Below are 22,388 nucleotides of genomic sequence, written 5' to 3'. Positions count from 1 at the left end.
AGCTTCTAATTTTTTGGGCAGGTGAGGTGGAATGCACTTCCCTGTTCGCTGCTATCTAGCGACAAGTGAATATCCAACCTCTGACACAACCTGAAAACAATCGATAAGCCCATACCTAGCCCAGTGCTCGAATCACCCTTTATCCCCGATTCAAAAATTCGCCCTTGTATGTCACTCGGGATCCCCTGACCTGTATCAATAATACTCAAGGTATTGTTGGAAAAGCGCACCGTAACCGTGCCTTTTTCTACATGGGAAAATGCATTTCCAATCAGGTTGCTTAATATCAAGTTTAAAGCACTTTCACCAAGCGCAATGGTTGCACTACTTGGTACGTCAATCTCTACCGAAATATCTTTACTGTCAATTTTATGGGCTTGTTGCAAGACACAGCTTTCAACCAAGGGAAGTAACTTTACTTCTGTTTGGTTAATCGTCTCTTCTCTGGCTAATGCTAACAAGGTTTCAACGCTTTGCGCCATTTGCGCCTGTGCAGATACAGCTCGCTCTACCAAGGCTTGTTGTTTATCATTCAATGCTTCTTGCTGTAGCAAGGTCAGCGCCCCTTGTGTGACCGCAATGGGAGTACGCAGCTCATGTGACGCATCTCTGGTAAATGCTTGCTCTCTATCAATAAATTGACGAATTCGATCCAGAGCCTGTTCAAGCGTACGTGCAAAACCGCCTATCTCATCATTCACGAATTGATTGGAAAAATTCTGTGGCAGCTTTTCAACGGGTGCCTGCGCAACAATATCAACCAACCGATCGAGGGGTTTAAGCAGCTTCTTAGCCATGGCAAGTGACAAATAGGCCAGCAATATGGCAACAATCAACACGATTACGAGCGCCACCAGCAAGAAGTTAAACATGCCCATTTTTATTTTTCTCACTACCAGCTGCTCACTGACCTCGGCCAGTAAAACGCCTTTATCTAACCACATTAGGTGATAGTGCTTATCGTCTATTGAGGCAAATTCAACAGCGCGTGGCTCCTCGATCAATGCCTCTTTTATAAACGAGGGCAATTGCTGCTTATGCTCCAAATATTGAATAAAATCAAGTCGAGGTTGAGGTGTATTGCCTAAGTTCAACTGCTTGGAGACATATGCGGCTTCATCTTTGAGCAATACATTAAATAGGTGATCCTCGATTGTATATGCAAAAAGAAAACAGACGAATCCAAACAAAAAACTGATAAATACTGATATGCCAACAAAATAGGCAATGATTCTAGTGCGTAATTGACGAGCTTTCATAAGATTATGCTATATCCAAGGCTAGGCCAACACTGTGAATCGTTTTAATGATCGCAGTATCAAATGGCTTATCGATCGCTTTTCTAAGTTGATAAACATGTGAGCGCAGCGCATCTGAGTCAGTTGGATCATCTCCCCAAATTTTGTCACTGAGTTCACTACGACTCAGGGGTCTTGGGTGGTGCTCCATTAAAAGCTGCAAAATCTTAAGTGGGATCGGCTGCAAGATAATCTCTTGACCGCCTCGCTTCACTTGCTGAGTTTGGGCATTGAGACTTAAGTCACCAAGCTGTAGAGTTTTTTCACAGTTAAGCAAATGGCGCTTAGCAAGCGCCAAGCACCTTACAAATAACTCCTCCAAGGCAAATGGCTTGGTTAAATAGTCATCAGCACCTGTTTCAAATCCGGCTAACTTATCATCCAGCGCATCACGTGCAGTCAACATAATAATAGGAATATGCCGACTGGCTTTATTTCGCAAAATATTACACACCGCCAATCCATCCATTTCTGGCAGCATGATATCGAGAATAATGCAGTCATAGTAGTTCTGTAATGCCAGATCTACGCCTTGCTTACCATCGTAAGCAAAGTCCAAGACTAATCCACGTGGCTCAAAATACTCTGCGATATTGCGACTGATTTCGAGATTATCCTCAACCACCAGTACTTTAAATTGCATATCCATTTTGCGCATAGACGAGTGTTTTTCCATGTTAATACCGTATAAATTGGGTTATTGCACACAGCTTATCATGCTGATCTGTGAAATGATTGTGAAATAGCAGGGGGCTTGGTAAAAAGTGCGTATGAGCCGCTCTATCGATTTTACCAAGCATGAATACTTGCGCCACCTTAAGAAAAAGTGGGCACCAAGTGGACAGTAAAAATGAGTTATGACCCTCATCAATTAACTTAAGCACGAAACATGAATTTTTTTATACTTATTTTTAAAATTAAGAACATTTAGCTCTGTTTTCTCGTAACTTGGTGCTTATTTATGTTAACTTTCCTTTTCTCATCGGGGACTGATTAAACAGTCGTGTTAGCCATTGAAATAGGCCAGGACGGGGGTCTAACTTCACGTTTAAGTTAAAGCTATACCCTTTTTTATAATGGGTTCTGATTACTTCACCTTCTAAATTATGTTTTGAAATACTGCGACGTAGTTCTGACACAGCACGATTTATCGCGTTGTTGTCAACATACTCTTGTTGCCAGATTTCTCGACACAATTCATCGCGGCTAATCACGCGATCTCTGTGCTGAATAAAGTAAACTAACAAGTCGTAGATCAGGGGTTCAACTTTAACCCTTTCACCGCAGAATGTTAACGAACGTTTCCTTTTATTCAGTGCATAATGACCAAATACCGCAAAGGTAAAGTCAGTATTTTCTTTATCACTTAAATTCATGATCAACAATATACTTCCTTTATATATGACTTTAAAAGCCCTTATATTTTATCGCTCTAGGCAGTAAATTGGTATTAACTAAGTCATATTTTCACATGACTTTTGTTAATAGAAACATATTACCCAATTGACCACAAAAGAGACAAAAAACCTTAACAGTCAACCATTGATACACAAGTTTTATACAAAAAAAACACATATGAGAACAAAAAACCTTCGCTTTATTTTATAAAATTGCCGTTTATTTCAGTATTCATGACAGTCAATTATTTAGGCTTTTTTTATCCACATTAGTAAAATTCATGATGTAGTATTTTTTTCTTAATTTTGACTCGAAAGGGCCTATTTCTAGGCCCTCATAATTCGCTAAAGAGATGCTATAAACGATTTGATTTTTTCGTTTTCAGGAAACTGTTTCGCGCTTGTTTGCAAAACCTCCAGTGCTTTATCTGACTGATTCATACGCACATAGGCTTGAGCAAGTGTGACTGCTAAAACGGGATGTGAAAACTTAGGTAACACATACTCTAATAGCTGCGCACTGGCATCAACTTGATACTCTGTCGTAGCGTGTTTAATTTGAAAAACACTTAGCATGGCAAGCATTTGCATATCATAAAGTGCCGGCGTCGCTTCCAACTTTTGGATAGCAGTATCTTGGTCTCTTAAAAATAGCTCATATAATTTAACACTGGCATCATCTTGATAGGGCTGAGCGGACAATAGCTCAACGCCCATAGCTGTCACCATTGCACGAGCGGTATCCACGGTTGAAAATGGATTTTGGCCTGTGATCAGTCGGCCGTCGACAGTGACTTGGTTTAACATCACGCCATCTTGTTCGAATTTTGCACCGCGCTCTTCTAGTTTGTCTTGCAATAAAAATGGGAAATCTTTTAACCACTTAGAGCCAAATGCATGTTCTTCCGCATTGGTAAATCCATTCACTCGCTTACCTGCTACCAAGTAACGCCCATCACTCAATTTTACGTCAACAAAAGCCGCTGGCCCATGGCACACGCCAGCAACCACACCACTATTTTCATAAATTTTTGAGATAGTTTGCTTTAGCGGCTCATGTTGATGTAAGTCGAACATAGGGCCCTTACCACCAACAACAAATATGCCATCAAATTTACTGGCATCAATATCTGCCAGTTTATAGCTGTTTGTCAAAGACGCTAAAGCGGCCTCATCGTTCAGGAATTTTTGGTTATAAATTGCTGACTTATCATATTCGTCCGCGACAGGTTTACCACCTGACGGAGAAGCAATGGTCACTTGAATACCATGGCGTTTAAATACATGATACGCTTTGCTTAATTCACCAAACTCGTATCCTGGCTTTACAAGTTCTTGGTTTTGATTTACTTCACCGTAGCTACTGATCACAACTAATACATTAGTACTATCTTTTGCAGCGACGACTGAACTAAAAAGTGCAATACTGGTTAGCATAACGAGGCTTTTCATAACGACTCTCCTTTTGGTTGGAAGTATCACAATAAAGGAGTGGATGTGAAACTGGTGTGAAGTAAAGGGCAATTACTTTCGTAGAAGTTACAGTGTAGATTTAAGTAATTAAATTGATTGAGGTTACTTACCTGTCAAGGCTAGAAAAATTTACTTTGTTATTTTTCTTAGTTCTTGCTCTGTAGTTTCAAACTCTGGCAATAGTGAGTGACACAGTTAAAATAAATGGAATATTCCAAAAATCAAGAATAATCACGATGATTAATATAACTGCCGATGCCAAAAATCAGCATATTTCAGAAAATATATGGCAGCTGTATAAAGAGGTGTACTTCTATCCTCTAATGCCAGTTCACCATTATAAAAATGGTGCAATTATAAGCGTATGGAATACGCATGGTCATCGGTTAAGTCGGAAGAAGAATACCAGCTTACAACAAAAATATATTGCGTTATTGTCTCGGTTACCGTCATCAGTTAAATATCTATATGGTGGTAATCATGACATGTCTTATCGCGAGTTGAGTATTTGTCTAGACCTCCCACTAACACTTGCACAATCTATTTCCAAGCGCTATAACCAACGCGCTTTTTATTACCTAGTTGATGGTAAAATCACTTTATACAATAGCCATAATTTGACACAGTTTTACACTTTTAATGATTTGATCACCTCACGATTACGTCGGGTTACGCTACCTAGCAAAAACATAGCCCTTTTGTGAAACATGATGCTCACTGCAACACCTTTAATCCAGCAAACTCATATATCAGGTTCATAGATTTACGCCGACACTTTGTTTTATTCATCATTTTTATTGCATCAAGCGTTCATACATACATTAACACCCTAAATGCAAAATTTTTTTGATTTAGAATAACAAATATTAACACGGGTATTTTTAAACTTTTAAGAATCACCTTAAGCAACTGAATTTAAATGTGTTATTAATTTCGTTCATCCCTAAACTGACTTTAGCCCTCGCACCAACTAATTCTTGACTAAAATAAGAGTTAAATAAACAGCCCTGCTGCGCCTATGCAACTTAAAACCCGGCTTCCTCTGGTGTTAGCTATTACAGCTCTAGTGCCCATGCTTGTCATCTTTTTCATTGCGATGCTTCACAGTGCACGTCAAGCGGGAGAAATGAGTATTCGAGCAGCGCAATCAGAGGTACTCAGTGCGGCCGCACTATTTAATGCCTACTTTTCTCAACGGAAATCAGAAATTTCAACCCTAGCGCGCCAACCAGCTCTTCGAACGATGGACTTTAACCAAATAAAGCCTATCTTAAACACCGAAAAACAATCACACCACGGAGTATACGAAAAGTTTATTGTTGGGCGTGCGGATGGCAGCTTTCACAATACCGAAGGAGGGAATCCGTATCACAATATGTTGCGCACCTTTGATGATTCAGATCCACAAGCCAAGATAAAAACCATTAAACAGCGAGACTACTGGCAATACACCATTAATAATAATATTGAGCAACTTCCTAGAGTATATGTTTCTGAACCCATGATCTCATACACCACAGGCGTTAAGCAGATTGTTGTTGCTGCGTCAATTTTAAGCCATGACGACAAGGTCGTTGGCTTATTAGGAGGCAGTATTCCCTGGCGTGAAGTCGACCGCCTCATCGTTAATGTCAAAAACCATGTACTACAACAGTTCGGCGAGCAAGCCAAATTTATGCTGGTGTCTAGTACTGGGATTTATATGTACCACTGGAATGCCAATAAGACCATTGAGCATCAATATAAGGATGGCAACTACGTGCTCAATGATATTGGCGAAAAAGCCAGTACAGTCAACAGGATCACCAAAGAACAAGATCCCTTGCTTAAAGCACTGGGCATAAAAATGATCGCTGGGCTTGAAGGGCATGGACAACTAATGATAGACAGTCAGACACATGCATTTATCTTTTATGCACCTATTCGTGCTGCCAATTACAGTCTTGCTGTAGTTTTGCCTGAACAGGTCGTTTTTGCGTCGGTGAAAACCCTTAAAGAGAAGTTACTGCTGACACTCACATTTGCTACATTATTGAGTATGCTTGTGGCCTGGTGGATAGCATATCGACTGTATAGCCCTATTTCACGTTTAACATATGCTGCAAAATCGCTTGCCAAAGGTCACTACAAGATTCATATCAAAACCAAAGGCAATGATGAAATCGCTGAATTGAGTCGTACATTTGAAACTATGCGTGACACCATCTACGCGCGAGAAAGTGATTTAGAGTCCAGAGTAGAAAAACGAACACAAGCACTTGAAAAAGCGAAGCGCGAAGCCGAGTTCGCCGTTACTGCAAAAAGCCGCTTCTTAGCCAACATGAGCCATGAGATCCGCACGCCCATGAATGGTATATTGGGCACTATCCAGCTATTAGAACAAGAGGCAAACTTCAACAAAGAACAAAAACACCTCCTTAAGCTGGCCAGTGTTTCAGGCAGTAACTTATTGACCCTCATAAACGACATATTAGATATCTCGAAACTTGAACAAGGGCAAATCAATTTATACGAAGAACCTTTTGAGCTAAAAAGCACCATTGCACATTTACTACACCTTACGCAGTCAAGGGCTCAGTCAAAGCCTATTGCCTTATCACACACCATAGTGGCTGATACGCCTCTTGAAATTGTCAGTGATAAACACAGGTTACAGCAAGTACTGCTCAACCTATTGAGCAATGCCTATAAATTTACTATACAAGGTGAGATATCTATATTGGTTCAGCTCAACCCAAATGACGCGACACAATTGTTATTCACCGTTACAGACACTGGTATTGGCATCAAACAAGAGCAGCAAAATAAAATTTTTGACCCGTTTTGCCAAGAAGACGACAGTACCACAAAGCGTTTTGGCGGAACTGGACTTGGGTTGAGTATTTGCAAGCAGCTAGTTAACCTTGCTGGCGGGATAATATACTGTGAATCCACACCAAATGAGGGCGCAACATTCGCGTTTACTTGGCCATTTAAGCCTTGTTGCTTAATCGAGTATAGTGCTGCAAAAACTGATCAGTGTATGCAACTCAGTGGGAAGGTCTTACTTGCTGAGGATAATGCAATTAATCAGGTTGTGATCAGTGCTATGTTGGAAAAGTTTGGTTTGCGTGTCGTATTAGCAAAAGATGGCCAACAGGTATTAGAAAAAGTTGCACAAACCTATTTTGATCTGATCCTCATGGATATACATATGCCTAAAATGGATGGTATTGAAGCAACCAAACACCTGAGAATGCACCCCCAGTATAGTCAAATGGTGATCATTGCGATCACTGCCAATGTGTTTTTAGAAGATATCGCGACGTATTACAGCGCTGGCATGGATGACTTTGTCGCGAAACCCGTTGAAATGGCAAAGCTAGAGTCTGTATTAAGCAAATGGCTAGGTGTAAAAAACCGCTAACCAAATAGTATCAGTATCCGGTTTAGTCCAGCTTACTTTATGTTTGCAGTGCGCCGGAATATTAATATGCTCGCCGACAACCAAGGTTACAACTCGACCATCTGAAAACGTGAGCTGCCCCTCACCTTGCAGCACTATTACCCACTCATTTTGCGCTTGGTCATACCAACCTGTTTGCGGAGAAGTATGTCCTCTGGAGATAATACGTTCAATTTTTACATCATCGCTGCTTGCAATGACTTCGAAAAATTCGTCTGATAAATCTCTGGGTATATCTCTAAATACACTTTGTTTGTTTTCAACCATGCGCTCACCCCGATTTTGGTGGATACATTATTTAAATTGTGCAGTTTGATGCTGTTGCAAGAATATGCTGGATAAGATTTGGTGGAGCTAGGCGGGATCGAACCGCCGACCTCTTGCATGCCATGCAAGCGCTCTCCCAGCTGAGCTATAGCCCCAAGTAAGACGCTAAGATTCTATTATATCTTATTAATTTGTAAAGCTGTTTTTTACGAAGTGTGAAAAGCTCATGATCTTAAATTGCAAATGTGGCTGTAAATTGCAGCTGCTCTGCGTTGATGCTGGCAGCTGCAAAAACAGTATATTTGGGAACAAACTTGTTATTTTAGTTTGTTAGTTGTTTTAATGCATTGCTCAAGGCGTCATTGATTTCGCCATTAGTTAATTTACCCGCTTCCATATCAAAGTTATCAAAAAAGCTAGGAACTGATAAATGCGCTTTTACATCAGCTGCAAAATACGGTGCAGAGTTCACCGCGGCACCTAACACACTTTGTGCTCCACCAGGACCTGGAGATGTTGCCAAAAGTACCATCGGAGTATTTTGATACACTTTCATGTCAATACGAGAGGTCCAGTCAAATATATTCTTGTACGCTGCTGTGTAAGAACCATTATGCTCAGCAAATGAGACAATAACTGCATCTGCAGCGCCTATCTTGTCGTAAAATTTCTGGGCCTGCTCTGGGATCCCATTGTCTTTTTCTCGGTCAATGCTGTAAATCGGCATTTCAAAATCATTCAGATCTAAAATTTCTATCTCTGCGTTCTCAATTTGTGACGCCGCATACTTTACCAGTGCATTGTTGATTGATTGACGGCTGTTACTTGCTGCAAATGCTAGTACTTTCATGATGTTCTCCAAATTAACTTTTTATGGGTTGTCGAATATGTTTGCTCGACTTGATGACAAACAGTGTAGATTAAGTTTTAATAAACATTAATAGGGCAAACGTAAACTTACTATTTCCATATGAATCATAATGTGTTTGACGGTATTCCTGTCTTTATTAAGGTCGTACAATGTAATAGCTTTGCATTGGCCGCAGAACAACTTGGCCACTCACCATCTCATGTCAGTAAAGTTATCAATCGTTTGGAAGCTCGACTGGGCGTCAGGTTACTCAATCGAACAACCCGAACTTTGGCACTTACCCCTGACGGAGAAGTGTACTATCAGCATTGTGTGCAATTACTCAGTGATGCCGAACAAACACTGCAACTGCTTACGCATCAGGAAAATAAACCCAAGGGGGTGCTTAAGATTAGTTGCCCTGTCGCATTTAGTTTGGACTACCTCAGACCTGCAGTCACAGAGTATTTACGCAAATATCCTAATGTCACTATTGAATGGGAGCTCAATGACCGAGCGGTAGACGTGGTTGGTGACGGCTTTGATTTGGCAATTCGTGCAACCACCCAACTCGAAGAGTCGAGTTTGATCTGTAAACGTATTTACCGCTGTAGAACTTTGGTTGTTGCTAGCCCAAAATACATAGAGCGATATGGAAAACCCCATCATCCTAGAGAGCTAAGCAAACATCACTGTATCTGCTACAGCAACCTAAAGCATCCAGATCGCTGGGAGTTTACAGATCAAGCAGGTAAGTCATTTACCGTTGATGTTAGAAAGCGAGCGAATATTAACAACGGGCATATGCAAGCCGCGATGGCAATTGACGGCATAGGTATATCTAGGTTGCCCGAATTTTATCTGGCAGATGCCATTGAGCAAGGCCAGCTTGAAATCTTACTCGAAGCCTACTTGCAAAGGCCTGTGGAAGTCTATGTGGTTTATCCCAGCCGCAAGCACCTATCACCTAAGGTTAGATACTTTATAGATATATTGTCATCCCAACTAGCATCATAGGACCTATCACACTATTGGTTCAGTGCACCATATTGGCGATAGATGGCATCAATCTCGCCGTTGCGCTGCATTACTTGTAGCGCTCGATTCAGTTCCGCCTGCAATTGCTGTAAATGGGGTTGTAATCGCATATGCACTGGCAGCTTGCTAATTTCAAATACGACTTTGAACGAAGCATAATGGGGATTATGCTTTTGATAATACGCCGCTGTAACATCGCCAATCATCACGTAGTCAATTCGTTTGTGAGCCAACTGAGACAATAGCTCTTTTTCAGAAACGTTGTCATAAAGTACAATTTTGTTCTCGCCAAAGTGAGATTCAAACTGTCCGTATCGATAACCCCTTACACGACCAAAGACCTTACCATAGAAAGATTTTGGGTCGGCGGTTGGCCGTTCACCTTCACGACCCAACACCACTTCCTTAGAATATGCATAAGGCTGCGAATAGATCCCAGGGTTTTTTCTTTGTGCACGCCAAATAGGATTGACACCTGGTTCAATGTCTATTTTTCCCATATCAAATAGCTTTTGACCACGCGCCACAGACCAAGGCACCAACTTAAAAGTGTGCCCAGTGAGCTCGCCAAGTCGAGCAAACAAGTCGCTAAAAATACCTGAGGGTTGATGATTGTGAATGTAGTTGTATGGCGGATTCGCGCCGTGATACACCAAAACACTGAATTCCTTTGCAACCACGACACATGAATAAAACAACGCCGCCAAACCGAATAAATAGTACATAACTTATACAAATTAACTCATCCTTTATCAACTTAGCATAAATTTTACACATATTATGGTTTTGCGCCTTTATTGCTCAAGAAAAACGCCATTTCTTACCTAATTTATAACACTGCTAATAACAGCACTAAAGCAAAAGAAACAATAATTCACACACCGGAATAAATTGACTATTTAATACCCATAAATTTCATTTTATAAATTTTTTCTTCATTTTTTTGACTTTAATCATAAATATTAACTTCATTTATTCGTTTAATAATGGTGTGCGAACACAAGATGATTTGTCTTGTAGTTTGATGTTGTGAAGGAAATGGCACGACATAAACAACCCCGTACACTTAACTTTTTACCAGCCAATAAGGCTATTTATTCTCAAGAAAAGGAAACTAACTATGAAAACTGGCGTATTATTCTCACTAATTGCCGCTGCGGCCGCTGCCAATGTTTCAGCTCAAGAGCTGTCTGCACAGGCGGGCTATGCAAGTGTTCAAGAGGTGCTTGAATATGGTCGTAAGTATCAAGCTATCAGAACACAGCTTAAAGATGCAGGCTATCGCTTCCACAATTGTCATACTCAAGTCATTAATTATTTTGTGACGCCAATGCAGCCTGAATACCTATATGCACAAACTGAATGTACTTACTCGACGCCAAGTGGCGGTAATTACTCGCTCCAAACAGACTATGCAAAAGTCACCATTGATGTGAACTTCAATCAAGAGCACGGACTGTACCGCGAAGGCGATGTAACTGTGAACTACATGACTGTTTACTAGCCATACAATTACATAGCAATTATTCATACCGGTTAGCAATAATTCGCCATGTAATAACAACTCAATGGGCGCACCTTAAAGGTGCTCCTATGGCTGTTAAACCCCAAAATAAAGCTACTTATAGCCAGGTAAAACGGTTACAGCTAAACGCACAAACACCACTAAATAAGCCTTATTCAATTTTGTGCATTATCTTAACGATATTCATATGCACCGTGATCAATTACATATAAAATACTTACCCATCTGATAATCATATACTTTAAGTTACTGTAGACAGGCAAACTCGACTACTGCCCGATGAAAACAGAACAAAAAATCGACGCTATTTATTAATAAGGCAATAGTCTAGAACTATAATCTCAGCCAAGCTTTTGCGAGACAAGTATATACATGGAGTTAAAATGGGTAACGGAAAAGAAAATAGTTTAACCATATTAATCGCGGATGATCACCATTTAGTGCGTCAGGGCTTACGTTCTCTTATCGAGAGATCACAAACTCAATACAATATTAGTGATGTCGCCACTGGCGAGCAAGCATGGCAATTTATTTCCCAATATCAACCCGATCTCGCCATATTAGATATTGCAATGGGAGATTTGAGTGGTCTCAAAGTGTGTGAACACGTAAAGCAACGAAAATTAAAAACCCGCATCATTTTTCTTAGTATGCATGATGATATTAAGGTAATTCACCGTGCGTTTGAGGTCGGTGCCGACGCCTACCTCTCCAAGAGTGAAGCATTTGATACTCTCAATCAAGCCTTGCAAACTGTCGCTGCCGGTCACTCGTTTATTAGCCCAAGTATAGAAAGCGAATTAGCACGATATAAGGCTGCTAGCACACAGTTTCTCCTTACAGCAAGAGAGAAACAAATCGTCAGCTATATCACTCAGGGAAAATCCAACCGACAAATTGCCGATACACTGTGTATTTCAATAAAAACTGTTGACAATCACCGAACAAAAGCAATGAGAAAGCTTGGTGTTAACAAAGCAGCTGAATTAGTAAAATATGGCTTGGAAGAAGGGCTAGTTGTGTAGATCAAGCTCAATTTAATGGTCAATTGGGGTAAATACACTATTTATATTTTTTTGACACAATAGTATTTTACTCTGTAATGGAAACTAGAATATGGCAAACGCCGCAATACTGAAATTTTCAAGTTATTGGCTACAGGTCGTATTTAATAAAATTGATTTACGCACTAAGCTATAGATTAGTGTAACTACATACTTAATTTAAAGATAAGATGAGAGTGCCAGATGGAAAAGGTAATCGCTATATATTTGCTTCTTTTTGTGACCGCTATCAGTGCACGTGACGATTCGATTTACATAAGCCTACCAGTAGACCATATCAAAACAGGAAGCGAGTTTTATGTCGATATTATGGCCGACGACATACCAGCCATATATGGCGTACATTTAACACTCAAATATGACCCTACAAAATTAATCATGTTGCCGCCACACAACAAAGAAACATCACCGCATCTGGAACATGGAAATTTGTTTAATCATAAAGCGCTAACAGAGCAAATTAATCTGGCAAATCCTAATTCGGGAACTATCAGTTACACAGTTAGCCAATCAATGCCAGCAAAAAATATCTTTAGCACCAACCGAATTGCACGTGTTTTCTTTAAAAGTCATGTAGATGCAACCAAAACAAATATCGTTATAGATACAGCCTATTTTGTTACCAAAGACGGTCATAAGCTACACTACCCAACCCAGCCATCGGTGGAATTACAATTTGCTAACTCTTACGCCCCACCTAACAGCCCTACAGCCGACTTTTCGTTACCGAGATATTTGTTCCTTGTCGTTCTAGCCTTTTTATTTGGGGTGATCACGCTACTTAATCATAAAAGTGCATTAAGGTATCATGCTGACTAGATCCGGAGGGTATTTTTAGCTTGTTTACCTTGATGCTCGTTATTTATTGCCCCATTGCTCTCTTAAAAAATTAATGAGACAAGCTAGGGCTTAAAAAATTATAAAGGCACCATATCGTGCCTTTATAATTGGCTAAAGCCTCTTCGCTTGCTTACTGCTGGTAAACATGAATAAAACCATCGAGGTCTGGTACCAACACCTTACCGGCTCCGATTGCCGGTGAAGCATACACGCCACCATGTACAAACCCAGGGATCAATTTAGGTTGATACTGCCAAACCCTCTCTCCAGACGCTCTTTCTAGCGCCATAAACCCGCTTTTAGTAACGTACCAACCCGGTTCATCATGACCTGTAGAACCGATATAAACATGCGATTGGTCAACCACAGGTTGCCCCCAACTCCAGCCAGGCGTCGCCACTTGCCAAACAATCTCTCCAGTTTCTACTTCCATTTTAAACAGTAACTTGGCATCTGAGCTACCAATATAGAAATAGTCATCTTCAATGTCTGCAATAGCGCTCGACTCAACCCAAGAACCACCTGGCAATGCTTTTTTCCACACGACTTGCCCCCTGTGAGGGTCTAAACCATACAAGTAAGTATCACGAGAGCCAATAATGAGTATATCGTCGAGCACAACTGGGCTCGAAGGTATCGCGCCTTGAGTTTTAAATTGCCAAGCAAGTTCACCCGACAGCTTATCGAGTGCGTAAACATGGCCATCCCAACTCGCAAAAAATACTTTACCCTGATAGATGCTTGCAGTCGCTCTTATCATCCCACCAGTATTAAAACGCCACTGAATCTTGCCTGTACGTTTCGATATGGCATAAAAATTTGAATCAGCACTGCCAACATAGACAAAATTACTGTCGGCCACCGGGCTAGATTTAGTGTAGTCAAACTCCCATGGAGCATGGTTGGCCGGCAGAATACGATTGTGATCACCATCATTAAGACTGGTCTTCCAGAGCAGCTTTCCATTCCAGCGATTCAACGCATAAAGATAACCATCATCACTAGAAAAAAACACTCTATGGTGGTCAACAAGCGGCTTCGAACGAACTTTATCGCCTGTGGTGAATACCCAACGAGTTTTCACTCTATCAACATCAAACGCATACACCTTGCCATTATCACTACCAAAGTAAGCCTGATGATTTTTTAGCGTAATGCTCCCCCAGTTTTCACTGCCAGTCTGATAGCTATATAAATAGTCCCCGCTTTTTGCCAAAGCAGTGATTGTCGGCAAGATAGATAGCAGCCCCAAAATGAAGGCTGCAATTAATTTTTTATAGATTGTCATTATGCACTCCTAATTAAATTCGAGTGCGACATTAACTTGACGTAAAAAAGATGTCCTGAATACCTTCTAAAACTTTCTTAGTAATTATTAAGTGCCTGATGTATCAGCTTTTAAAATGTAATCTTGTATTAATTGATTAAATCCACTTTCCTGTTTTAGCGGTAAAAAATGAGGATCTGCTGCAATCCACATGAAGGCATACTGACCTGCTAGTCGCGATTGTTCCAAGTAATGCAGCGCTAACTGAGTCTCTCCAATGGCTGCAGCATACCGAGCTTGGGACATCGGCGCTTCATAGTGTCCAATATCGGCCTTACGAGTATCATGATAAAGTAGCCAACGATAGACACCTTCTATACCTTGGTCGTCAAATTGTTGCTCGACCATCGCGATTTCTAAGTCACTATACCCTTCAAATTTCATGACCCAAATAAGCTCTTTAACAGCCAGTTCAAACTGACCGAGCTGTTCATAAATTGCTCTCAGGCATACATGGTAAAATCGATTACTGTGTGAGTACGGCCTCAATTTATCTAGGGCTAAAACCGCTTCATCAAATTGTAAACTCATCATATAAACCCAAGCCACGCTTTCACTTGAATAACCATCAGGCTCAAGGGATTGATAAATTTGAATGTGCTGTAATGCTTCTTCTAACCGACCTACAGCAAGTAAATATTGGCCGTACATATGATGCGCTTCGCTATTTGGAAGCGCATTTAAAAAGTAAACTTCAACATCTTGAGTATTCATTTCCCCCATGAATAAAAGCTTGCCATAGAGTAAATTCGCCTCTTTATGTTTGGGGTCCCGCGAGAGAATACGCTCCAAAATTGCCTTTAGGTGTTGCTTAGCTTGATGGTAATCAGCTGCCTGTGGGCGAAGCTTATAATAATAAGCCTTTGCCAACCATACCAAAGGTTCTGTGAGTTTAGGTTGCTCAACCGTTATTGACTTAAGCAAACCAATTGCCCTGTCTATATCCTCTGGGTGACTAGTTATAATAAAGCGGGCTTGATTAAATGGTTCAGTCAAATGGGCAGGGATCTCCTCTTTTACGGGCTCCCGTGGCATCTGCCAAAAAACAAGCAATGAAATTGCAACCAAGCACAACGCAGCTTTTAATAAAAAACTATCAAGAGATGATGGCAATGCATCACACAAGGGAGGCCCTATCCAGCGATAACCAATGCCGGAAATTGTTTTAATATACTTTGGCGATTTAGCATCATCACCAAGTAGCTTTCTGAGTCCATTGATTGTCACATATATCGCATCTTCGCTAACAACACGCTGCCCCCACACTTCCGAAAGGATCTGAGATTTACTGACATCTTGATGCTTAAATTTTAAAAGCAAAACTAACAGAGCATACTGTTTAGAGTCTAGTTCCACTACTTTCGTGTCATTATGTAAGCTCAACTGCCGATGATTTATGACCCACTGTCCTTTGTTGGCGGTCTTGAGCATAATTCCTACCTAAGAATAAAAATCTATTGTTATTTATATTTTAAAAAATACTTGAGTGAAATATCGCCACTAGCATAATGGACTTGAAGTGTCTTGTTAAGGAAATGATCAAAAAAGTTACACTTGTAATAAATTTTAAATATAAAGGGATGAATAATCTCATCCCTTTATCCGTTAAAGTTAATAATAGTTAGTACTTAACTCACCAATTTGAGCAAACTCATGGATAGTCCACTCATCAAACAGCAGTGTCATACCGCCGGCATTGACACATCTTATAGCGTAAGTGAGCGATGAACTATACGCGTCGTAAGCGGCTTTTCCTCCATGGCTATAAAAATCACTGTGTACATTTTCGACGCTGAACTTTCCGTTAAATAATGCTGGCACATCGCCATTTGGAAATCGAAGAATACTGCACTGTCCATCAGGTGCAAATGTATTAACTGATAGTTGGCTCGTCAAATATACCGACTCAAAGTACCCGGGCACTCTACCATTTCCTGCATTCCAATTATCAAACTGTATTGCTCTATCATAAGTAATGGCGGGGGCTGCTGGCACTTTATGATGCACACTATAACTGCTGCCTTCAGCGTCATAGCAAGTGACTTTGAGTACCTTAGCTAAGGTTTCGTGACCCTCAGCTACAGGACCTGATATTGATTTATTGTCAGCCACTTTCAGCTGCGCGATTAGTTTGTTACCCGCTTCATTGTAGAGCCCTGCATCAGTGCAACTGGCCTGCTCATTCAGGGTTAGGTATGCCGCAAAATAGTGCGCAGAACTAGTTTGCACCATGACACTTTTCACAGGTCCATGATTATATTGAGTTATTCTACCTGCGTTGCTATCTGCATCGTAAACTGGTTCTAATGCGTATACATTTCCAGCTATCAAAACACTGGCTGCGAGAGCATGGGACAATTTCATAACAATCTCCTTTTAAAATCACCGCTTAATAAGTCTATTATTTTTACTAATTATTTTAAGTACACGAATCTCCACCTATGCGTTTGCAAAACACCTCAGTCATCACGCTAAACGCATCGGGTCAACGCAATCAATACTTGTAATGTCAGCAATCAAATTCGCCGCATATCTGTGCCATGTACCTCACTAATAATGACGATTTAAAATAATAAGTCAAACATTTTTACTTAATTGATTTTCGGGTTTTGTACGTTAGACTTATTCAGATAAAAAAGATAACCCCTTGTAACTTATAAATATAATTATTATATAGTTGTCAAAAATAAAAGCTCAGGCTCTTCTATTCAATAAGTAGTCCAAACAATTTTTACCGTATTTAATCCACTTATAATGCGGTAATACGTTTATCTAATCGGACCCACACCTGACATTCCTAAGATTGAGTATTGAAATATTTTAATTCGCTTCCCTTTAAATGGATAAATTCAATCAAAACTTTACATAAAAACCCCCACCAAGTTACCATTTGTTTTCATTTACAAAAAAAGTTTAAAGGAGATAACATGAAGTTTTTTGTAATGATGAGCATGATGCTCGGCAGCTTTTTAATACCTTTTACATCCTTGGCTTTTGAGGGACTGTATTTTAAGACCGTTGAAGGCGAGGAAATTAAAGTTATTCCTACTTATGAAAATCAACGCATCGTCAATCTCTCATTTGAGACAGACTGTTATTCAAACAATGGATACTGTATGTCTAATAGACATGCAAACGATATCCTCGAAGGTTTTATCAACAGTAGCCGCAATAAACGATTATACACATACCGATATGTGACCGCAGATCCATGTATGGATCCGCGTAATGGTTGTACGCCTCATGGTGGTGATGATATTCAGACTGTAGACATTAATAACGAACCTGAACGTGTTTCGCCGATGCGCACAACACAGCTTGGGACTGGTTCAACGATTGCAATTGTTGATTATCTTAAAAAGTCCAATGGTAAAAATGATAACCCGACTATCATCATTACTAGTTACAAACTGACTAATGGTAAAAGAGTACCTGTCACAATGTGTCGGCCAGTTGAAAGATTTTGTGACATAATAGACATGGATGTGACTATCAACCCAGGCTCTGGTGTGACGGTTAATTTTGAGGAACGTGTAAATTCGCTAGCAGAAATAGAGCGTTACAATGCAATTTGGAAGTCACTATCTAAATTTTTTGAAGGTGAGTATACGTGCGTCATAGGTGAGACCGGTACTTCATCTAATGGCATTATGAAAGGACAGCTGATTTGTTATTGGAGCCCCTATTAACCTCCATCCGCTTAACGCAACTTTAGCGTCTCAATGAACGACTAATGTGTGAGCTAGGCGCTTCTGCCTCGTTCACACTTCTAGTATTGCCTTGCACACCAGTTTAAAATAGCCAAACACAGCTAAATCTTAAAGCTCCCCTTAGCTTTGAACAATGCGAACGCGACACAATCGCAGTAAATAGCCTGCTTTTTAGAGCCCATAAGCTAGGCGCTAAGAGGGGGAATAAGTTACGCATAAAACACTTTATTTCGCTTTTGAAGTGGTGGAAAAATCGCGAAGATTTATTCTACCTATACGTGTCCATTGATTAGGTCTTTGGGAATCATGCGACAAGTAAAATTCACCGACGACAAACAGACTTGAATTCATTAACAAGTCCAAGCAACTTTTATCGTATTACCGTGTTTACGCTACTTAAATACGGTAATACGTTTATCTAATCGGACCCGCACCTAACATTCCTAAGATTGAGTATTGAAATATTTTAATATGCTTCCATTAAAGACGGCAAATTAAACAAATGGTAATATATGCAACCAATATGTTACCATTTGTTTTCATTTACAAAAAAAGTTTAAAGGAGATAACATGAAGTTTTTTGTAATGATGAGCATGATGCTCGGCAACTTTTTAATACCTTTTACATCCTTGGCTTTTGAGGGACTGTATTTTAAGAGCGTTGAAGGCGAGGAAATTAAAGTTATTCCTACTTATGAAAATCAACGCATCGTCAATCTCTCATTTGAGACAGACTGTTATTCAAACAATGGATACTGTATGTCTAATAGACATGCAAACGATATCCTCGAAGGTTTTATCAACAGTAGCCGCAATAAACGATTATACACATACCGATATGTGACCGCAGATCCATGTATGGATCCGCGTAATGGTTGTACGCCCCATGGTGGTGATGATATTCAGACTGTAGACATTAATAACGAACCTGAACGTGTTTCGCCGATGCGCACAACACAGGTGCGTACCCAATCAAATCCGCCGCAAAGCCAAACAGGGCCAGTAGATAGTTATTCAAATGCCTTAGCAACACAGCTCGGGACTGATTCAGCAATTGCAATTGTTGATTATCTTAAAAAGTTCAATGGTAAAAACGATAACCCGAATATCGTCATTAACAGTTACAAACTATCTAATGGTAAACGAGTACCTCACACAATGTGTCGACCAGTTGAAAGGTTTTGTGACAACGTAGATTTTGACGTAACTATCAACACTAACTCTGGTGTGACGGTAAATTATGAAGCGCGTATAACTTCAAGAGAAGAAGTTAAACGCTTCAACGCAGTTTGGGACTCTCTATTCGGTTTTTTTGAAGGTGAATATACTTGTGTCTTAAGTTCGACCGGTACAGCATCTAGTGGAATAATGAAAGGACAACTCGTTTGTTATTGGAGTCCCTATTAACCTCCATCCGCTTAACGCAAATTTAGCGTCTCAATGAACGATTAATTGTGTGAGCTAGGCCCTTCAGTCTTGTTCACACTTTCTAGTTTTACCTTGCACACCTGTTTAAAATAGCCAAACACATCTCAAGCTAAATCTTAAAGCCTCCCCTTGGCTTTGAAAAATGCGAGCGCGACACACTTCGCAGTAAATGGCCTGTTTTTAGAGCTCATAAGCTAAGCGCTCAAAGGGAGATCGGTCACGCATAAAACACTTTATTTCGCTTTTGAAGTGGTGGAAAAATCGCGAAGATTCATTCTATCCATACGTGTCCATTGATTAGGTCTTTGTACATATGAAACAAGTACAATTAACCGACGAAAAACAGGCTGAATTCAACAAATAGCCACAAGCACTATTGTCGTATTGCCGCATTTAATCCACTTAGATACGGCAATTTGTGCAACTAATCATGCCCACTTAAGACATTATTTTTCAGGTGCACTGACATAGTGTAAGCCGCTTTCAATTCTGGCAAACCAATCGGCAATATTGCCGAAGTCACTGAGGTTTATGCCCGACTTTACAGCCAATTTTGGATACGTGTACAACGCAATATCCGCAATACTCGGTTTAGTACCTAGCAAATAGTTTCTGTCGTTTAAGTGCTTATCAAGATAGGTGAAAAAGTGAATCGTCTTGTCGTAGGTTTGCTCCAAATCACCAGGTTTTCCAATCACTTTGATACCGCGATATAAATTTGGACCATTGAGCACCTCTCCGGCTGACATAGATAAGAACTTCTGTATCTCGGCGCGAAGTAAAGCATTTTGCGGATACCAAGTTTTATCTTCATCGTACTTTTCAGCAAGGTATACGAGTATCGCATTTGAGTCACAAATTACCGCATCACCATCAACCAACACAGGTACCTGACCCAACGGGTTTAGCGCTAAAAAATGATCGGATTTGTGCTCTTGAGTGTGTGGATCTAACAGCTTTAACTCATATTCTATCCCTAGAATAGATAAAAAGTGCCTAATTTTATGACTATTTCCAGAACGTGAAAAACTATATAAGGTGATACCTGACATACCAAAAGGATCCTTTTACTGTAATTTTATATCTGCGTCGGGTGATGGCTCACCCGGCTACCACAGATAGTTTTTCATAGACGCCCTACCGAGTAAATGAAGTATTTTTGAAGATTGCAACACACGTTAATCACTGTTGCGCTGAGCAGGTAAATCGCTTTGATACTCTACAAACTCCACCTCAAAACCATCAGGGTCAATAAAGTAAACATTTTTACGATAAGGGTGCTGCGCACCGGTCTTGTCCACCTTATAACCCGCATCATTCAAGCGCTTAATCACACCTTCTAAACAATTCACGACATAAGCAAAGTGACCAAGGCCGACCTGATGTCCAGATAGCACCTTGTTTTCGCCTTCGCCATGATCACTAAAAGCAAGATAATGGAAGTCGTCACCAAAATGAAGCCACTGTCTTGGCTTGCCAAACCACTCCCCATGACCTTTACTTCTCACCTTCCAATGGGGAAAGGCAGCCCGATAAAAGTGCAGTGCCGACTCTATATTTTTGACTACAAGATTGACATGTTCTAAGTACATACGCGCGCCTTATTTGTTTTCCATGGTGTGATTAAACGTTGAGTTTTTATCAAAAATTAATTGCGCTATATAAGCTTTGATGAGTGTTTTCATTGTCTTTCCTCCTTTGAGTTGAACACACCTTAAAAGCTCAACTTAACTTGAGGTAAAGACTTTTTTATACTTTTTATAGATGTGACAAGCGCTCAGCAAATACACTCTGGATAAACTCTACAAAGGCGCGAACTTTGGGAATGTGTAAACGGTTTTTTGGATACAGTGCATACACCTCCACTGCAGGCAACTGCCAGTGAGGTAGGACACGAAGCAATATGCTTTGTTCTGGTTCTTGTGCACACATGTAGTCTGGCAATATGGCGGTGCCCATCCCATCCAAGACCATTTGTTTAAGCACCACGTAGTCGTCAACACGCATTCTTGGGACAACTGAGATATCACACTGTTGCGCCCCATTTTGAAGACGGATCATTTCAGATTTTTGAATACTACTCATCAGTAACACAGCGTGATTTTCAAGCTCATGAGGCGATGCTATCGGACCGTACTGCTTCATATAACTGTAACTTGCGTACAACCTGCGAGAAACACATCCTAAGCGTTTGGCAATCAAACGAGAATCGGCCAATTCGCCGATACGTATCACCAAGTCAAACCCTTCATCAATCACATCGACACGGCGGTTTAGTAAACTGAGTTGTAAATTGACCTGTGGGTGCGCACGCATAAACTGACTCAGTACCGGTTTAAGGATCTCATGCCCCATACCAACAGACATACCAACTTTGAGTTCGCCGGATACCTCGGTAAGCGCTTGCGCAACACTGGCATTGGCCAACTCAACCTGCTCTTTAATTTGCCGACAGTGCGTAAGGTACGTTCTGCCGGCTTCAGTTAAATGTTGCGAACGGGTGGTGCGCTGCAAAAGCGTGATCCCCAAATTCGCTTCAAGTTGTGTAATTTTTCGGCTTAAATTGGCCTTTGGCATATTGAGACGCTCAGCCGCCAAGGTAAAACTGCCCGCATCAACGACGGCTAAAAATAACAGCATTGAATTCAGATCTGTTTTCTCCATTACTCACCCCTATTGTTGTTGAATGTGGAAAAGTAATTTTATTTTATAGGTATATATAAAAC

At 40.5% G+C, this 22,388-nt stretch carries 21 protein-coding genes and 1 tRNA gene; 8 read left to right on the top strand and 14 right to left on the bottom strand.

Features of this window, described 5'->3' with window-relative positions:
• Positions 1 to 5: 5 nt before the first annotated feature.
• The 4 genes from N483_RS14720 to N483_RS14705 form a co-directional block, all read right to left on the bottom strand.
• Positions 6 to 1,259 carry a sensor histidine kinase gene (locus N483_RS14720; RefSeq protein WP_023398248.1) on the bottom strand — a complete coding sequence of 418 codons (1,254 nt, stop codon included), beginning with the start codon at positions 1,257 to 1,259 and terminating at the stop codon, positions 6 to 8.
• Positions 1,260 to 1,263: 4 nt separating this feature from the next.
• Entirely contained in the window at positions 1,264 to 1,974 is a 711-nt protein-coding gene (locus tag N483_RS14715) for a response regulator transcription factor (RefSeq protein WP_023398249.1), read from the bottom strand.
• A gap of 283 nt (positions 1,975 to 2,257) precedes the next feature.
• Positions 2,258 to 2,674, bottom strand: a complete 417-nt coding sequence (locus tag N483_RS14710) for a winged helix-turn-helix domain-containing protein (RefSeq protein ID WP_023398250.1) — start codon at positions 2,672 to 2,674, stop codon at positions 2,258 to 2,260.
• A gap of 366 nt (positions 2,675 to 3,040) precedes the next feature.
• Complete coding sequence (locus N483_RS14705) at positions 3,041 to 4,147, bottom strand: DJ-1/PfpI family protein (RefSeq protein WP_023398251.1); 1,107 nt, start codon at positions 4,145 to 4,147, stop codon at positions 3,041 to 3,043.
• 257 nt (positions 4,148 to 4,404) lie between these two features.
• Here N483_RS14705 and N483_RS14700 point away from each other — a divergent pair, with 257 nt between their 5' ends.
• Together N483_RS14700 and N483_RS14695 are read left to right on the top strand one after the other, a co-directional pair.
• Complete coding sequence (locus tag N483_RS14700) at positions 4,405 to 4,872, top strand: DUF3293 domain-containing protein (RefSeq protein WP_023398252.1); 468 nt, start codon at positions 4,405 to 4,407, stop codon at positions 4,870 to 4,872.
• A 314-nt stretch (positions 4,873 to 5,186) separates the two neighbouring features.
• The gene (locus N483_RS14695; RefSeq protein ID WP_023398253.1) at positions 5,187 to 7,574 is read left to right on the top strand and encodes an ATP-binding protein; all 2,388 of its coding nucleotides are present in this window, start codon (positions 5,187 to 5,189) and stop codon (positions 7,572 to 7,574) included.
• On the opposite strand, the gene N483_RS14690 is transcribed toward N483_RS14695, so the two are convergent.
• The 3 genes from N483_RS14690 to N483_RS14680 form a co-directional block, all read right to left on the bottom strand.
• On the bottom strand, positions 7,554 to 7,880 hold the full coding sequence (locus N483_RS14690) for a cupin domain-containing protein (RefSeq protein WP_023398254.1): 327 nt from the start codon (positions 7,878 to 7,880) through the stop codon (positions 7,554 to 7,556). The two genes, N483_RS14695 and N483_RS14690, sit on opposite strands and share 21 nt — an antisense overlap.
• Positions 7,881 to 7,959: 79 nt before the next feature.
• Positions 7,960 to 8,035: transfer RNA gene (locus N483_RS14685), tRNA-Ala, on the bottom strand.
• A gap of 167 nt (positions 8,036 to 8,202) precedes the next feature.
• On the bottom strand, positions 8,203 to 8,730 hold the full coding sequence (locus N483_RS14680) for an NADPH-dependent FMN reductase (RefSeq protein WP_023398255.1): 528 nt from the start codon (positions 8,728 to 8,730) through the stop codon (positions 8,203 to 8,205).
• Positions 8,731 to 8,850: 120 nt separating this feature from the next.
• Here N483_RS14680 and N483_RS14675 point away from each other — a divergent pair, with 120 nt between their 5' ends.
• Positions 8,851 to 9,747 (top strand): LysR family transcriptional regulator, encoded by an 897-nt coding sequence (locus tag N483_RS14675; RefSeq protein ID WP_023398256.1) that lies wholly within the window; start codon positions 8,851 to 8,853, stop codon positions 9,745 to 9,747.
• Between the two features lie 11 nt (positions 9,748 to 9,758).
• On the opposite strand, the gene N483_RS14670 is transcribed toward N483_RS14675, so the two are convergent.
• On the bottom strand, positions 9,759 to 10,493 hold the full coding sequence (locus N483_RS14670) for a substrate-binding periplasmic protein (protein ID WP_023398257.1): 735 nt from the start codon (positions 10,491 to 10,493) through the stop codon (positions 9,759 to 9,761).
• A 395-nt stretch (positions 10,494 to 10,888) separates the two neighbouring features.
• Between N483_RS14670 and N483_RS14665 the strand changes: the two genes are divergently transcribed.
• The 3 genes from N483_RS14665 to N483_RS14655 all read left to right on the top strand — a co-directional run bounded on the left by N483_RS14665 (position 10,889) and on the right by N483_RS14655 (position 13,176).
• On the top strand, positions 10,889 to 11,272 hold the full coding sequence (locus N483_RS14665; protein ID WP_023398258.1) for a hypothetical protein: 384 nt from the start codon (positions 10,889 to 10,891) through the stop codon (positions 11,270 to 11,272).
• 404 nt (positions 11,273 to 11,676) lie between these two features.
• Entirely contained in the window at positions 11,677 to 12,318 is a 642-nt protein-coding gene (locus tag N483_RS14660; RefSeq protein WP_023398259.1) for a response regulator, read from the top strand.
• Positions 12,319 to 12,540: 222 nt separating this feature from the next.
• On the top strand, positions 12,541 to 13,176 hold the full coding sequence (locus N483_RS14655) for a cohesin domain-containing protein (RefSeq protein WP_023398260.1): 636 nt from the start codon (positions 12,541 to 12,543) through the stop codon (positions 13,174 to 13,176).
• Between the two features lie 151 nt (positions 13,177 to 13,327).
• Here the strand turns inward: N483_RS14655 and N483_RS14650 are convergent, their stop codons facing one another.
• The 3 genes from N483_RS14650 to N483_RS14640 form a co-directional block, all read right to left on the bottom strand.
• Positions 13,328 to 14,485, bottom strand: a complete 1,158-nt coding sequence (locus tag N483_RS14650; RefSeq protein WP_023398261.1) for a PQQ-binding-like beta-propeller repeat protein — start codon at positions 14,483 to 14,485, stop codon at positions 13,328 to 13,330.
• 87 nt (positions 14,486 to 14,572) lie between these two features.
• Positions 14,573 to 15,955 (bottom strand): winged helix-turn-helix domain-containing protein, encoded by a 1,383-nt coding sequence (locus tag N483_RS14645; protein ID WP_023398262.1) that lies wholly within the window; start codon positions 15,953 to 15,955, stop codon positions 14,573 to 14,575.
• A 180-nt stretch (positions 15,956 to 16,135) separates the two neighbouring features.
• Positions 16,136 to 16,888, bottom strand: coding sequence for a hypothetical protein (locus N483_RS14640; RefSeq protein WP_023398263.1), 753 nt, complete (start codon positions 16,886 to 16,888; stop codon positions 16,136 to 16,138).
• Positions 16,889 to 17,451: 563 nt separating this feature from the next.
• Between N483_RS14640 and N483_RS14635 the strand changes: the two genes are divergently transcribed.
• Together N483_RS14635 and N483_RS14630 are read left to right on the top strand one after the other, a co-directional pair.
• Complete coding sequence (locus N483_RS14635; protein ID WP_023398264.1) at positions 17,452 to 18,213, top strand: hypothetical protein; 762 nt, start codon at positions 17,452 to 17,454, stop codon at positions 18,211 to 18,213.
• 591 nt (positions 18,214 to 18,804) lie between these two features.
• Complete coding sequence (locus tag N483_RS14630; protein WP_023398265.1) at positions 18,805 to 19,641, top strand: hypothetical protein; 837 nt, start codon at positions 18,805 to 18,807, stop codon at positions 19,639 to 19,641.
• Between the two features lie 467 nt (positions 19,642 to 20,108).
• Here N483_RS14630 and N483_RS14625 read toward each other — a convergent pair whose 3' ends face one another.
• The 3 genes from N483_RS14625 to N483_RS14615 form a co-directional block, all read right to left on the bottom strand.
• Positions 20,109 to 20,714, bottom strand: a complete 606-nt coding sequence (locus N483_RS14625; RefSeq protein WP_023398266.1) for a glutathione S-transferase family protein — start codon at positions 20,712 to 20,714, stop codon at positions 20,109 to 20,111.
• Between the two features lie 126 nt (positions 20,715 to 20,840).
• Positions 20,841 to 21,254 carry a VOC family protein gene (locus N483_RS14620; protein WP_023398267.1) on the bottom strand — a complete coding sequence of 138 codons (414 nt, stop codon included), beginning with the start codon at positions 21,252 to 21,254 and terminating at the stop codon, positions 20,841 to 20,843.
• 166 nt (positions 21,255 to 21,420) lie between these two features.
• Positions 21,421 to 22,326, bottom strand: a complete 906-nt coding sequence (locus tag N483_RS14615) for a LysR family transcriptional regulator (protein WP_023398268.1) — start codon at positions 22,324 to 22,326, stop codon at positions 21,421 to 21,423.
• Positions 22,327 to 22,388 lie beyond the last annotated feature (62 nt).

This window comes from Pseudoalteromonas luteoviolacea NCIMB 1944 (genome assembly GCF_001625565.1).
In the GTDB taxonomy this organism is placed as follows: Bacteria; Pseudomonadota; Gammaproteobacteria; order Enterobacterales; family Alteromonadaceae; genus Pseudoalteromonas; species Pseudoalteromonas luteoviolacea_F.
The sequence above is the reverse complement of the archived record's forward strand: the minus strand, read 5'-3'. Positions and strand labels throughout refer to the sequence as shown.

Bases quoted from the DNA above. Each gene is read 5' to 3' on its own strand.
- N483_RS14690 (WP_023398254.1), bottom strand. From the start codon at position 7,880: ATGGTTGAAAACAAACAAAGTGTATTTAGAGATATACCCAGAGATTTA.
- N483_RS14700 (WP_023398252.1), top strand. From the start codon at position 4,405: ATGATTAATATAACTGCCGATGCCAAAAATCAGCATATTTCAGAAAAT.
- N483_RS14625 (WP_023398266.1), bottom strand. From the start codon at position 20,714: ATGTCAGGTATCACCTTATATAGTTTTTCACGTTCTGGAAATAGTCAT.
- N483_RS14620 (WP_023398267.1), bottom strand. From the start codon at position 21,254: ATGTACTTAGAACATGTCAATCTTGTAGTCAAAAATATAGAGTCGGCA.
- N483_RS14705 (WP_023398251.1), bottom strand. From the start codon at position 4,147: ATGAAAAGCCTCGTTATGCTAACCAGTATTGCACTTTTTAGTTCAGTC.
- N483_RS14715 (WP_023398249.1), bottom strand. From the start codon at position 1,974: ATGGAAAAACACTCGTCTATGCGCAAAATGGATATGCAATTTAAAGTA.
- N483_RS14635 (WP_023398264.1), top strand. From the start codon at position 17,452: ATGAAGTTTTTTGTAATGATGAGCATGATGCTCGGCAGCTTTTTAATA.
- N483_RS14695 (WP_023398253.1), top strand. From the start codon at position 5,187: ATGCAACTTAAAACCCGGCTTCCTCTGGTGTTAGCTATTACAGCTCTA.
- N483_RS14710 (WP_023398250.1), bottom strand. From the start codon at position 2,674: ATGAATTTAAGTGATAAAGAAAATACTGACTTTACCTTTGCGGTATTT.
- N483_RS14680 (WP_023398255.1), bottom strand. From the start codon at position 8,730: ATGAAAGTACTAGCATTTGCAGCAAGTAACAGCCGTCAATCAATCAAC.
- N483_RS14655 (WP_023398260.1), top strand. From the start codon at position 12,541: ATGGAAAAGGTAATCGCTATATATTTGCTTCTTTTTGTGACCGCTATC.
- N483_RS14645 (WP_023398262.1), bottom strand. From the start codon at position 15,955: ATGCTCAAGACCGCCAACAAAGGACAGTGGGTCATAAATCATCGGCAG.
- N483_RS14615 (WP_023398268.1), bottom strand. From the start codon at position 22,326: ATGGAGAAAACAGATCTGAATTCAATGCTGTTATTTTTAGCCGTCGTT.
- N483_RS14670 (WP_023398257.1), bottom strand. From the start codon at position 10,493: ATGTACTATTTATTCGGTTTGGCGGCGTTGTTTTATTCATGTGTCGTG.
- N483_RS14630 (WP_023398265.1), top strand. From the start codon at position 18,805: ATGAAGTTTTTTGTAATGATGAGCATGATGCTCGGCAACTTTTTAATA.
- N483_RS14650 (WP_023398261.1), bottom strand. From the start codon at position 14,485: ATGACAATCTATAAAAAATTAATTGCAGCCTTCATTTTGGGGCTGCTA.
- N483_RS14640 (WP_023398263.1), bottom strand. From the start codon at position 16,888: ATGAAATTGTCCCATGCTCTCGCAGCCAGTGTTTTGATAGCTGGAAAT.
- N483_RS14675 (WP_023398256.1), top strand. From the start codon at position 8,851: ATGAATCATAATGTGTTTGACGGTATTCCTGTCTTTATTAAGGTCGTA.
- N483_RS14660 (WP_023398259.1), top strand. From the start codon at position 11,677: ATGGGTAACGGAAAAGAAAATAGTTTAACCATATTAATCGCGGATGAT.
- N483_RS14720 (WP_023398248.1), bottom strand. From the start codon at position 1,259: ATGAAAGCTCGTCAATTACGCACTAGAATCATTGCCTATTTTGTTGGC.
- N483_RS14665 (WP_023398258.1), top strand. From the start codon at position 10,889: ATGAAAACTGGCGTATTATTCTCACTAATTGCCGCTGCGGCCGCTGCC.